At 63.6% G+C, this 12346-nt stretch carries 12 protein-coding genes; 4 read left to right on the top strand and 8 right to left on the bottom strand.

Translation table 11 applies throughout. The features are described from left to right. Positions 1-156: 156 nt before the first annotated feature. The 3 genes from AB4Y81_RS04090 (at position 157) to AB4Y81_RS04080 (ending at position 5007) form a co-directional block, all read left to right on the top strand. Positions 157-1518 (top strand): IniB N-terminal domain-containing protein, encoded by a 1362-nt coding sequence (locus tag AB4Y81_RS04090; protein WP_441995386.1) that lies wholly within the window; start codon positions 157-159, stop codon positions 1516-1518. Positions 1519-1648: 130 nt separating this feature from the next. Beyond that, a complete protein-coding gene (locus AB4Y81_RS04085) occupies positions 1649-3532 on the top strand; it encodes a dynamin family protein (RefSeq protein ID WP_082499699.1) in 1884 nt (627 codons plus the stop codon). Further along, positions 3529-5007, top strand: a complete 1479-nt coding sequence (locus tag AB4Y81_RS04080; protein WP_441995385.1) for a dynamin family protein — start codon at positions 3529-3531, stop codon at positions 5005-5007. The genes AB4Y81_RS04085 and AB4Y81_RS04080 overlap by 4 nt, the downstream gene beginning before the upstream one ends. On the opposite strand, the gene AB4Y81_RS04075 is transcribed toward AB4Y81_RS04080, so the two are convergent. Then, entirely contained in the window at positions 4988-5578 is a 591-nt protein-coding gene (locus AB4Y81_RS04075) for a hypothetical protein (RefSeq protein ID WP_275776037.1), read from the bottom strand. The two genes, AB4Y81_RS04080 and AB4Y81_RS04075, sit on opposite strands and share 20 nt — an antisense overlap. A 6-nt stretch (positions 5579-5584) precedes the next feature. Next, the gene (locus AB4Y81_RS04070; RefSeq protein ID WP_275776036.1) at positions 5585-5992 is read right to left on the bottom strand and encodes a PLD nuclease N-terminal domain-containing protein; all 408 of its coding nucleotides are present in this window, start codon (positions 5990-5992) and stop codon (positions 5585-5587) included. An 87-nt stretch (positions 5993-6079) separates the two neighbouring features. On the opposite strand from AB4Y81_RS04070, the gene AB4Y81_RS04065 reads away from it, so the two are divergent. Continuing rightward, complete coding sequence (locus AB4Y81_RS04065; RefSeq protein ID WP_018776963.1) at positions 6080-6391, top strand: DUF4229 domain-containing protein; 312 nt, start codon at positions 6080-6082, stop codon at positions 6389-6391. A 59-nt stretch (positions 6392-6450) separates the two neighbouring features. Here the strand turns inward: AB4Y81_RS04065 and AB4Y81_RS04060 are convergent, their stop codons facing one another. From AB4Y81_RS04060 to AB4Y81_RS04035, 6 genes are all read right to left on the bottom strand, one after another. Continuing rightward, a complete protein-coding gene (locus tag AB4Y81_RS04060) occupies positions 6451-7332 on the bottom strand; it encodes a 1,4-dihydroxy-2-naphthoate polyprenyltransferase (RefSeq protein WP_018776962.1) in 882 nt (293 codons plus the stop codon). Positions 7333-7385: 53 nt separating this feature from the next. After that, a complete protein-coding gene (locus AB4Y81_RS04055) occupies positions 7386-8525 on the bottom strand; it encodes an AMP-binding protein (protein ID WP_441995382.1) in 1140 nt (379 codons plus the stop codon). A 9-nt stretch (positions 8526-8534) separates the two neighbouring features. Then, positions 8535-9497, bottom strand: coding sequence for a 1,4-dihydroxy-2-naphthoyl-CoA synthase (locus AB4Y81_RS04050; protein ID WP_018776960.1), 963 nt, complete (start codon positions 9495-9497; stop codon positions 8535-8537). Positions 9498-9518: 21 nt separating this feature from the next. Beyond that, positions 9519-9956 carry a VOC family protein gene (locus AB4Y81_RS04045; protein ID WP_026267050.1) on the bottom strand — a complete coding sequence of 146 codons (438 nt, stop codon included), beginning with the start codon at positions 9954-9956 and terminating at the stop codon, positions 9519-9521. Between the two features lie 105 nt (positions 9957-10061). Beyond that, positions 10062-10790, bottom strand: coding sequence for a CPBP family intramembrane glutamic endopeptidase (locus tag AB4Y81_RS04040; protein ID WP_441995380.1), 729 nt, complete (start codon positions 10788-10790; stop codon positions 10062-10064). A gap of 52 nt (positions 10791-10842) precedes the next feature. Next, the gene (locus tag AB4Y81_RS04035; RefSeq protein ID WP_055971229.1) at positions 10843-12093 is read right to left on the bottom strand and encodes an Nramp family divalent metal transporter; all 1251 of its coding nucleotides are present in this window, start codon (positions 12091-12093) and stop codon (positions 10843-10845) included. Positions 12094-12346 lie beyond the last annotated feature (253 nt).

Raw genomic sequence — 12346 nt, 5'->3', positions numbered from 1 at the left:
CCTAACGGAAAATCCGGCAATCCCCTAACGGCAGGGCATGGGGTAGGGGGACCACCCCCGATGCCCGGTCTTCGGTCCCGGCAATACGTTGAATGCAAGCCCGGCAAAGGCGCCGGGCCAATTTCGAAAAACCACAGAATTTGAGGGAGCACTCCAATGCCAACACTCGCACAACAGCTCGTGCAGTTCCTGATGAGCCTGTTCAACGATCCTGACGCCGCAGAAGACTTTGTACGCGATCCCGAAGCGGCCCTCGCCGCTGCGGGCCTGCGGGATGTCTCCTCCGCAGATGTCGACGCCGTCCGCCCCGTGGTCCTCGACTACGCACCGATCAATGCCCGGTCGTCCTTCGACCGTGAATACAACACCGGAGGAAACCACGCGACGACCGGCGGCGGACGGCCCGAGCACGATGGCGGCGGCTGGAGTGGCGGCGGACGCCCGGAGCACGATGACGATCACGGCGGCGGYGGTGGCGGCGCCGGCGGTGGTTGGGATGGCGGGCATGACGGTCATGACCACGACCACGACGACGATCACGGCGGCGGCGGTGGCGGTGCCGGCGGTGGTTGGGATGGCGGGCATGACGGTCATGACCACGACGACGATCACGGCGGCGGCGGTGGCGGTGCCGGCGGTGGTTGGGGCGGCGGGCACGACGACCATGCACATGCGGTCCAGCAACTCGTCCACGTGGTGAACAACTACTCCTACACCACCACCATCGATGACCGCGACACGATCACGGACCAGTCGGTGAACCAGAACATCTGGGCCAACGGAGATGTCTCCCAGATGTTCAACCAGGACGCAGTGATCGCCTCCGGTGATGGTGCCATTGCCGCCGGCGACGATGTCACGAATTCCGGAAACACCACGACCACAACCACCACCACGAACAACGATGACCACACCGTGGACAACTCGGTCAACGTCAACACCAGCGGCAACAACAACGATGTCTCGGTGGGCAACGACTACTCGGATCATTCGGTGACCAAGGACTCGTACAACACCGACGATTCCTACAACACCGAGGATTCGTACAACACCGATGTTGACGTGGACGTGGAGATCGAGGATTCGTTCAACGAGGACAACTCCAACCACACAACGAATACCACCAACACAACGAACACGACCACCACAACCAACACCACCAACACGGCCACGGACTCGTTCAACGACAACTCCACGGACGTGGATGTCGATCTGGAGGACGTACAAGTGGTGAACGATTCCGTGGTGGTCCAGGACAACGAACTGGACCTGGAATACTCGCCGGACTACTCCACCAACGTGGAAGTGGACGACGTCAACGTCATCAACGATTCCATCGTTGTGGCCGACAACGAGTTGACCTACACCGAGGACAACTCCACCACCGTAGGCGACGTCGACGTTGACTACACCAACGTCGAGGACAACGTTGTTGTGGCGGATAACGAACTCGATGTCGAGTACAACGACATTGATGATTCGGTGGTGGTTGCCAAGAACGACGTCGACATCGACTGAGGCAGCACCCTCCGCGCAGGAGGTGCAAGCACAAGCGCGAAACCCCAGCAGTGCCCGGCAGGTGGACCCCCTCCTGCCGGGCACTTCGTGGCCCCCGGACAAGGGGCGGCATGTGAGCAAAGGAAGAACCGTGGCGGAAACAGTACGCATGACCACCCTTGTCGAGCACGGGATAGCACTGGCAGGTGAGCGGAACGACCTCAGGCGGCGCTTGGACAACACGCTCCGACGCCTCCAGGACCCCAACGTCCGGGTGATTGTGGTGGGCGAGTTCAAACAAGGGAAGAGCCAGCTCATCAACGCTTTGGTCAACGCTCCTGTGTGCCCGGTGGATGACGACATCGCCACCACCGTTCCCACGCTGGTAAGGCAAGGTGATCCGGCGTCAGCGGTTGTCCTTGTCCCTGCGGCCGATCCCCCCGGGCCGGACAGCTTTACGGACATCGACGGCGGTGAATCGCGCCTTGAGCGCAAGCCCGTGCCGTTGGCCGAATTGTCGGACTTCGTCTCCGAGAAGGGCAACCCGGGAAATGCCAGGAACATCGTTGCAGCGGAGGTGGCCCTTCCCAGGAAGCTCCTGTCAGGCGGGCTCTGCATTGTGGATTCCCCGGGAGTGGGAGGACTTGGCTCAAGCCACACCCTGACCACGCTCACGGCATTGCCCTCGGCACATGCCATGCTGTTTGTCTCCGATGCGTCCCAGGAGTACACAGAACCGGAAATGCGCTTCCTCCGGCAAGCCATGCGCGTGAGTCCCAACGTAGCCTGCGTGCTGTCCAAAACTGACCTCTATCCGGCATGGCGCCAGATCGCTGAGCTGGACAAGGGCCACCTGGCCGACGTCGGGCCGGAAATCCCCCTGTTTCCTGTCTCTTCGGAGCTGCGGCTCGAGGCCGCGAGGCTCCAGGACGCCGAATTGAACAACGAATCCGGGTTCCCGGAGCTGGTCTCCTACCTGCGAAACGCCATTGTTGCTGAGGCGGCCCTCATTCAGCGCCGGTCCGTAGGCAACGACCTCGTGTCGGTTACGGGGAACCTCATGCTGGCGTTGCGGTCGGAACTTGGGGCCTTGGAAAATCCCGAAGACACACCGCAGATGATCGCGGGCCTGAAAGCGGCCAAGGACGATGCCGACGCGCTCCGGAAGAAGTCCGCCCGATGGCAGACCACCCTGAATGACGGCATTGGCGATCTCATCGCGGACATGGAATATGACCTCAAGGACCGTCTTCGGCGAATACAACGCGAAGCCGAGGCGGCCATTGACCAGGGCGATCCCGGTCCCGCGTGGGAACAGTTCGCCAAGTGGCTTGAACAAAGCGTTGCCGCCGCCGTTTCCGACACTTTCGTGTGGACCAGCGAGCGGGCACAGTGGCTGGCCGGACAGGTGGCAGAGCATTTTTCCGAAGACGAAGTGGCTTTGCCTGCCCTCCACGTTGCCGACACCGGCGGAGTGCTTGACCCCGTGGCAGAAATCCAGGACATGGAAGATGGCCGTATGGGACCTGTGCAGAAGGTTCTGATCGGCATGCGCGGGTCCTACGGCGGGGTGCTGATGTTTGGCCTCTTGACGGGTTTGTTTGGCTTGGCCCTGATCAACCCGCTGTCTGTGGGGGCCGGGCTCATGCTGGGCCGGAAAGCGTATCGGGAGGAGCAGGAAGCACGGCTGAAACGTCGGCAGGCAGAGGCCAAACTCCTGGTGCGGAAGCAGGTGGACGACGTCGTGTTCCAGGTGGGCAAGCAACTCAAGGACCGGTTGCGGCTGGTTCAGCGGGCCACCCGGGATCACTTCACCGACATCGCAGAGGAACACCACCGTTCCCTCACCGAATCCGTGGCTGCGGCGCAGAAGGCGGCAGCCACCTACGCTGCCGAGCGGGACCTGCGGATCAAGGAGATCAAGAACCAGCTCAAAGCCGTGGAAAACTTGCACGCGGTTGCCCGGCAACTTCAGGAAGAAGGGGCCGGAGGACAGCACGCCGTTCCGGCGTCGTCCGCGGTTCCGGCGGGATGATCGAATCGGGAATCGCCGGCGCAGCGGAGCTGCTCCGGCAAGCGCGGGAGGTCTTCCAGGGGGACCCGGCTGCCCTGGCTGTCCTGGACGACCTCGACCAACGCCTTGCCGGGCCGTTGCGCATTGCGGTGGCCGGAATGGTCAAAGCCGGAAAGTCCACCCTTCTCAATGCCATCATCGGCGAGGAGATCGCTCCTACCGACGCCGGTGAGTGCACGAAGATCGTCACGTGGTACCGCTACGGGCACGCTCCCCGTATCACCCTGCACCCCTTGGCAGGCGGGCCGCAGGCGCTGCCAGTGCACCGTGAAGATGGCCGCTTGGTGTTTTCATTGGGGGAATTCCAGGCGGAGGACGTGGAAAAGCTCGTGGTTGATTGGCCGGCAGCCAGCCTCCGGGATCTCACCTTGATCGACACTCCGGGCATCGCTTCCCTGTCCAAGGATGTATCCGGGAGGTCCACGGCCTTCCTGCTTCCCGAAGACGCTCCCACCGCTGCGGACGCCGTCATCTACCTGATGCGTCATTTGCACGCCTCGGATGTCCGGTTCCTCGAATCCTTCAAGGACACCGCCGCCGGGAAGTCCGGGACGGTCAATGCCCTCGCTGTCCTGTCACGCGCGGATGAGATAGGTGCCGGCAGGATAGATTCGCTCATTTCCGCTGCCGTGATTGCCGACAGATACAGCCGGGACGAAAACCTCAAACCGCTCGCGCTGGGAGTGGTACCCGTGGCGGGACTGCTGGCGCAGAGCTCCAGGACCATGCGCCAGGGCGACGTGGACGCCCTCATGCTCCTTGCGCGAATGGACCGGAACCAGCGCGAAAGGATGATGCTTTCTGTTGACCGCTTTGTCCGCGCGGCCGGACCGGAAGGCGTGGAGCCCGGCCTGAAGGCTTCCCTGGTCCAACGGTTCGGGCTGTTCGGGATCAGGCTGGCAGTGGCCCTGATCCGGGGCGGAATCACCAACCCGACGGAACTGGCGCACGAACTGGCGCGACRCAGCGGACTCGGCCGCCTGCTGGACACCGTGGCCTCCTTGTTCCAAACGCGGGCCGACGCACTCAAGGCGCGTGCCGCCGTCGTGGGTTTGGAGTCACTGCTGAGCGGCTCCCAACCCGGCCAGTCAGCAGTCCTCGAACCGGCGCTGGAGGAGTTGCTCGCCGGCGCGCACGAATTCCGCGAACTCAAGCTCCTGGGCTCGCTGCGGACAGGTGGTGTGGTCCTGCCACCCGGGCAGGCAGAGGACGCGGAACGACTGGTGGGCGGCCGCGGCAACCTTCCGTTCCAGAGGCTGGGACTTCCCCCGGACGCGGACGCGGAGGAGATCGCGCGCGAAACCCGCAGGGCCCTTGACCGTTGGCGGCAGATCGCGGAAAACCCGTTGTTGGTCGAGCCTTCGGCGGTGGAAGCCTGCCGGGTTGTCCTGCGCAGTTGCGAAGGTATCCTGGCGGCTATGCCCGCCGCCCGCTGAGCAGCCAGGCTGTCGTCGACGGCAGGAAAAGCAGAATCAGGCCGGCTGCAGCGAGGATGAATTGCGCGGCGAGAAGCACCATGGCCATGACGCCGTCATTGCCCGGAGCCACCACATAATCAGCGGTGATCACGGTGACGACGGCGTGGAGGAGGAGCAGGGGAGCCAAGGCCCAACGGGGCCACGTGCGTCGCCTGAAAAGGATCGCCAAGAGGACGACTTCCATCGCGACCACCACGGCGATCATGGCCAGGCTGCCGAGGAATACGACGGCGGCGGCCCCCTCGACGGAGTTAGCGTCGCCGTCCGGGACCATGGACTGGATAACGCCCTTCAAGCGTTCAAAGTGGGCGTCGCGGCCAAGGAACCCCGTGAAGACCACGGCGATGCCGGCCACGAAACTTGCCAGCCACAGCGAACGGGACAACCGGGCCGGGCCGGGAGGCTTTACCGCTGCAGGGATGGGCGGCGGAGTGGAAAGGGACATGCCCGGGCGCTGGGGTGGCGCCGGTGGCCCGCTGACTGATGGCGTGGAGGGTGACTGCCGTGAACCATCAGCTTGCTGGGCCATGTTTGCCTACTTCAGCTCGTCGGTATCATGCGTATCCGGCTCACCGCGTTGGGCATCGTCCGTGCCTGAAGACGTGTCCCGGAGTTTGCGTTCCTTGGCTTCGAGATCCGCCTTGAGCTTCTTCAGGCGGTCCTCTTCGGCTTGGTTGCGACGGCGGGTCTCCAGGTTGCGGAGGAACTCGGGGTCGTCGTCCGGTGCGGTGGGGTGGCGCCTTACGGGGGTGGCCGTGGGCTTGTTGTAGGGACGGCCGAAAATGAACCACAGAACGGCACCCAGCAACGGCAGGACGATCATCACGATGATCCACGCGGTCTTCGAAATGCCGCGGGTCTGGTGCCGGTCAGTGCGTATGACATCCACCAGGGCATAGACGAAGACAACAAGAACGACGACGACGCCTATAACGCGGAGCATGCATCAAGTCTAGTGCCCGGAAGCCGTTCGCTGGACGCCCTCTTTGGGCCGTGACCAGAGTGCAACCATTCGGGCGGCTAAACTTGGATGGTGGCTTTCCTGAAGTATTCCCTCATCCGCCTGGCGCTGTTCGTGCCGTTGTTCATCATCTTCGCCCTTTTGCAGGTGGGTCTGCTGCCTGCGGCCATCTTCGCAGGGCTCATGGCCTTCGCCATCAGCTACCTGTTCTTCCAGAAGCAGCGCGACGAAGCCACGGCGGCGATGCGCGAGCGTTTCTCCGGGCGCGCCAAGCCCATCCGCACCGCAGGCGAGGTTGAAGACGCCGAAGCTGAGGACAGCCTGGTGGAGAAGAACCCGGACATTGCCGTCAATAACGACAAGCGCCCCGGCGCGGCCTAAGAATTGAAACAGCGAACGCCCCTCAGCACATTGCCGGGGGCGTTCGCTTTTTGTGGAGCCTAGAAGCCGCGGCTCAGAATGAGCCCGAGCGAGAACAACAGGCTGTAGCCGAGGTTGATCAGGCCGGTCTGCTTGAGCACCGGGATGAGGCTCTTGCGCTTCTTGCCGTTGACCATCAGCCATGCAGGCATGAGGCAGGCGGGGATCAGCAGGAGCACGATCAACATCCAGGGCTTCGTGGGCGCCAGGACGATCACCAGCAGGATGGACACGGCCAGCATCAGCACGTAGCTTTCGCGGGCATGACGGTCACCCAGGCGGACTGCCAAGGTCCGCTTTCCGGCCGCGGTGTCCGTGGGGATGTCCCGTACGTTGTTGGCCATGAGCAAGGCGCAGGCGATGAGGCCGGTACCTATTGCGCCGATGACTGCGGCCAGGCTCACCTGGCCGGCCTGCGTGTAGGTGGTACCCAGGGTGGCCACCAGTCCGAAGAACACAAACACGAACACATCACCCAGGCCCATGTAGCCGTAGGGGTTCTTGCCGCCCGTGTAACCCCACGCTGCCAGGACGCAACCGATGCCCACCAGGATGAGCCACCACGTTTGGGTAATGATCACCAGGATGAGGCCGCACAGCATGGCAGCGCCGAACAGGGCGAAGGCCGCCCACTTCACCTGTTCCGGCTTCGCTGCCCCGGAACCCACCAAGCGCAGCGGGCCGACCCGGTCCTCATCGGTTCCGCGGATGCCGTCGGAGTAGTCGTTGGCGTAGTTGACGCCGATCTGCAGCAGAAGCGCGACAAGCGCCGCGAGGATCGCGTTCGGCAGCCGGAAAGCATGGAGCTCGTACGCCGCTGCCGAACCGATCAGGACCGGCGCTATTGCCGCGGGCAGGGTGCGGAGCCGGGCTCCTTGGATCCATTGTGCAGCTGTCGCCACGTGTAGTACCTCGTGTGTTTCGCGTTTGATCTCAGTTGGGGGGAAGAACTTGTCTATTGTCCCTGATGCAGATTGGAAAGCTGTTCAATCATGGCCAGCCTGTCCGGTTTTCCGTTCGGCAGCATCAGCAATTCCTTGTCGGCCAAGACTGTTTTCGGGGCCAGGACGCCCAGGGCGGCTTCCCGCCGGGCCGTGAAACCCTTGATTCCTTCAGGGCTGGGATCCTCGACGGCCACGTAGGCCGCAACAGCCTGGCCCCATTCCCGCGAGGGGACGCCTGCGACGAAAGCCGCGGTGACGCCGTCGAGCTCTTCCAGCTTGCTCTGGATATACGTGGCGGAGGCCTTGACGCCCCCGGTGATGATGACGTCGTCGGCGCGTCCCAGCACGGTGAGTTTGCCTTCCGGGGACAGTTCCCCGAGGTCGCCGGTGACGTACCAGCGCGTACCGTCCTCTTCGAAGAACGCAGCCTTTGACGCACGGGCAGCATCCAGGTAACCCGCGGCCACCGTGTCGCCGCCCAGCAGGACCCGGCCTTCCAGGTCGCCGTCGCCGATCCGGATTTCGACGCCGTCCAGCGGCTCGCCGTCGTACACGCACCCGCCGCACGTTTCGGCGGAACCGTAGGTGGTGACCACCTTCAGGCCCGCGGCCTGGGCGGCTGCCAGGAGGTCGGGCGACGCCGGTGCGCCGCCCAGCAGGATGGCGTTGAAGCGGCGCAGTACGGCGAGGGTTTCGGGCGCGGGGGAGTCCAGGAGCCGTTGCAGCTGCGTGGGCACCAGGGAGGTGAACCGGATCTTGTCCGTCAGTTCCTCGGCTGCGGCGGTGAAGGCCTCCGGAGTGAAGCCGTTGGTCTGGTCCATCACCCACGGCCGGGTTCCCGCATAAAGGGAGCGGACCAGCACCTGCACGCCGGCCACGTACTGCAGGGGCAGCGCGAGCAGCCACTGGCCTTCGCCGCGCAGTGCCATGGCGGTCGCCACCGACGACGCCGCGAGGGCATAGACGGTCAGTACAGTTGCCTTGGGTGTTCCCGTGGAACCGGAGGTGCGGACCACCACTGCGGCATCCTCGACGCCGGTCTCCACCGGCACCGCCCGGGGTTCGCCGTTTTCATCCAAGACGATTTCGACGGCGGGACCCTCACCGTGGAGGGCAGCCATCAGGGCTTTGAGGACAGGATCGACGTTCACGGAGGAGTCCTAGAAGTAGTAGGGGAAGCTGGACCAGTCGGGATCCCGCTTTTGGAGGAACGCTTCCTTGCCTTCCACGGCCTCGTCCGTCATGTATGCCAGGCGGGTGGCTTCGCCCGCGAAGACCTGCTGCCCGGCCAGTCCGTCGTCGGCCAGGTTGAACGCGAATTTGAGCATGCGGATGGCCTGCGGGGATTGGCGGGCGATGTCGGCGGCGTACTCGAGGGCGACTTCTTCGAGGCGTTCGTGGTCCACGGCCTCGTTGACGGCACCCATCCGGACCATGTCCTCGGCGGAGTATTCGCGGGCGAGGAAGAAGATTTCCCGCGCGGCTTTCTGCCCGATCTGGCGCGCCAGCAGCGCAGAGCCGTATCCGGCGTCGAAACTTCCTACCGTGGCGTCCGTCTGCTTGAACTTGCCGTGTTGGCGGGAGGCGATGGTGAGGTCGCTGACCACGTGCAGGGAGTGCCCGCCGCCGGCCGCCCAGCCGTTGACGACGGCGATGACCACCTTGGGCATGGTCCGCATGAGCCGCTGGACTTCCAGGATGTGGAGGCGGCCTGCACGGGCTGGGTCTATAAATTCAGCAGAGTCTCCTGGGGCGTCTTCTACTGCGTACCTGTAACCGTCGCGGCCACGGATCCGCTGGTCGCCACCGGAACAGAACGAATGTCCGCCGTCCTTTTCGGACGGCCCGTTGCCGGTGAGCAGCACGGTGGCGACGTCCGGAGTCATCCGGGCGTGGTCCATGGCCCGGTAGAGCTCATCGACGGTGCCGGGACGGAAGGCGTTGCGGACCTCGGGACGGTTGAACGCGATACGGACTGTGGGGAGATCCTTGACCGTGCCGTCCGCGGACCGTTCGACCTGCCGGTGGTACGTCATGTCCTTGAAGTCGTCGAAACCCGAAACCGTGCGCCAGCGCGAGGGGTCAAAGATGTCGGAAACCTTGGCCGGGAGATCGTTGTTCACAGTCCGAGTCTAGTAATGGCCTTAGCTGATGCAGAACTCGTTGCCTTCGGGGTCGGCCATGGTGTGCCATTCCTGGGGTCCCTGGCGGGCGGTCCAGAGGTGTTTGGCGCCGCGGGCTTCCAGCTCCTTGCGCACGACGTCCTTGTCCCGGCCGTCCAGGCGGACGTCCCAGTGCACCCGGTTCTTGACGGTCTTGGGGTTGGGATCGGTCTGGAAGAGGATACGGCGGCCTGTTTTGGGATCGGTGTCTTCGGCGGGCACGATCGCACACCCTTCGGCCCAGACGAGTTTGCCGTTGTGGGTGATGGTCTGGTCTTCGGTGGCGAATCCCTGCTCGATCATGGACCGGATGAACGCCTCGTCCTGGGGTTCGACGGTCCATTCGAGGGTCTCGGCCCACCAGTCGGCGAGTTCGTGGGGCTTCCTGCAGTCGACGGCTACCTGGATGTTGAGTGTCATGCCCACCAAGCTATTCCGACGGCGGGTGGCTGGGTAGCGCAATGCGGTCAACTTCCGTCCGGGTTACCCGAGCGGGGGACAGTGCGCGTAGAGATTTGCTGTCCCTTAGTTGGACAGGAGCTCGGGCGGGACCGCGTAGATCAGCACGACCGCCATGAGGTTCTTGGCCGCGTGCACGAAGTAGGAAAACATCAGGTTCTTGCCTGTCCAGACATAGACGGCCACCAGCACCGCGGCCATTCCCAGATAGGGCGCCAAGGCTGAAAGCACCAGTCCTTCGCGGCCCACCACATGGATGGACGCGAAAACCACCACGGAGATCACGCAGCAGATCCAGATGTTCACATGCTGCGACAACTTGCCGATCAGGAGATGGCGGAATAGGTACTCCTCAACAAACGGCCCCAGAACCACCAGCAGGGGCACCATCAACCAGGCCGGAACGTGCTGCAGCAATCCCTGGATACCCAGTTGGTTCTCGGAGCTTTGGGCAGTCCCGAACGCGGCGACGAGCAGAGCCGTCAGGATAAGCATCACCACGATCGCGAGGGGAATCATGCCCAAGGTGAACCACGGACGCGTCCCCAGGATCTTCAGGTCACGTCCCGCCACACGCCAGGCTGACGCCACGGCAAATATTCCGACGCCGGCATAGAAGACCGCGTTGACGGCATAGGACGCTGTGGCCGGGTCGGGAAACAGCTGAAGCATCAGCCGTTCGACTGCTTCCCCGCTGACCGTGAAGTAGACGGTGAACCCGAGATAGACGGCTACGGCCAAGGCATCCAGGGCAGTGAATCTGTGCAAAGGTGCCTTGGTGTGAAGAGTGCCCATGGCTCCAGCCTAGCTTTGCTGCCTGATGCTCCGGATCAGGCCAGGCCGGATATCAGGACTGCCCTGTGAGGGTGAGCGTGATGAGGACACAGTTCAAACCGACGATCAGCACGGCACTTGTCCAACCCGCGATCTTCAGCGGCATGCCGTCGGTGTGGAGGCCCATGACATCCTTCTTGCCGGTGAGCCGGATCAGGGGAATCAAGGCGAAAGGAATACCGAAGCTGAGCAACACCTGGCTCAGCACCAGGGCGAGTGTCGGCTCAATCCCGGCACCCAGCACGATCAGTGCGGGAATCAGGGTGATGACGCGGCGGGTGAGCAGGGGAATACGGACTTTGAGGAGGCCGCCCATGATGGTCGCGCCGGCATAGCAACCAACCGAAGTGGACGCCAGTCCGGATGCCAGCAAGCCGATGGCAAAGATCACGCCGATGGCCGGGCCCAGGGCGGACGTCACCGCGGCGTGGGCTCCGGCGATAGTGTCCGTGCCTTCTATGCCGCGCAGGCTGGAGGCGGCAAGAAGGAGCATCGAGATGTTGACGACCCCGGCCAGGAGCAGGGCGCCGACGACGTCCGTGCGGGTGGCGCGGATCAGCTTTGTCCGGATGACGGGGTCCGGGGAGAAACCGTGCCGGTCGCGGGCAAGGGCCGAGTGGAGGTAGATCGCGTGGGGCATCACGGTGGCGCCCAGCATGCTCGCTGCCAGAAGGATGGTGTCCGTACCTTCAAAACGCGGAACCAGCCCGCCAAGGGCGCTCCCCGCATCCGGGGGATTGACGAACAGCCCGGACACGAAGCCCACGGCGATGATCCCCAGGAGAACCAGGATGGCGTACTCGAAGGAGCGCTGGCCCCGCCGCGACTGCAAGGCCAAAAGCAGCATGGAGGCGATGCCGACGATCACGCCACCGGCAAGCAGCGGAATTCCGAACAGCAGGTTCAAGGCCACGGCTCCACCGATGACTTCCGCCATATCCGTGGCTCCGGCGACAACTTCAGCTTGCAGCCAATAGAGGCGCCGGCGCTTGTTGCCGAGCCGCTTGCCAAGAATCTCAGGGAGGCTCATTCCTGTGGCGAGGCCGAGTTTGGCTGACTGGTACTGGACCAGGACTGCCATGGCGTTGGCTACAACCAGGACCCAGACCAGCAGGTAGCCGTAGTTGGCACCGGCCGTGAGGTTGGCTGCGACGTTTCCCGGATCCACGTAGGCGATCGCAGCAACGAAGGCAGGCCCCAGGAGCAGGAGCCGGGACCATACTTTGCCGGGGGTGGCACGTGTTTCCAGGGTGGGTGCAGCCATTGGGGTTCCTCATCGTTGGGGGTACTCACTACGAGGATAGCGAAATTTAGGCACACCGAAAAGTTTTATTTAGGCAATCCATTGGAGAACCGCGGCCCGGGGTCGGAGATGGCCCATCCAGCGGATGAATATGGGCCATATCCGACCCCGCGTTGCTTCCGGAGAAAGGGGTGCTGTTGCCTGCGTCACGGGCATTCCGGTTAATCCCGTAAGATAGACGGGTTGCGCGAAGCTTCGGCGTTCTGCGTTCTTT

Source organism: Paenarthrobacter sp. TAF1 (assembly GCF_052113825.1).
Lineage (GTDB): Bacteria > Actinomycetota > Actinomycetes > Actinomycetales > Micrococcaceae > Arthrobacter > Arthrobacter nicotinovorans.
This window is presented reverse-complemented; position numbering and strand designations above follow the sequence as displayed.

What these genes read in the sequence shown, in the direction of transcription:
- AB4Y81_RS04075 (WP_275776037.1), bottom strand. Translation starts at nt 5,578, where the DNA reads ATGGCCCAGCAAGCTGATGGTTCACGGCAGTCACCCTCCACGCCATCA.
- AB4Y81_RS04040 (WP_441995380.1), bottom strand. Translation starts at nt 10,790, where the DNA reads ATGGGCACTCTTCACACCAAGGCACCTTTGCACAGATTCACTGCCCTG.
- AB4Y81_RS04065 (WP_018776963.1), top strand. Translation starts at nt 6,080, where the DNA reads ATGGTGGCTTTCCTGAAGTATTCCCTCATCCGCCTGGCGCTGTTCGTG.
- AB4Y81_RS04035 (WP_055971229.1), bottom strand. Translation starts at nt 12,093, where the DNA reads ATGGCTGCACCCACCCTGGAAACACGTGCCACCCCCGGCAAAGTATGG.
- AB4Y81_RS04070 (WP_275776036.1), bottom strand. Translation starts at nt 5,992, where the DNA reads ATGCTCCGCGTTATAGGCGTCGTCGTCGTTCTTGTTGTCTTCGTCTAT.
- AB4Y81_RS04045 (WP_026267050.1), bottom strand. Translation starts at nt 9,956, where the DNA reads ATGACACTCAACATCCAGGTAGCCGTCGACTGCAGGAAGCCCCACGAA.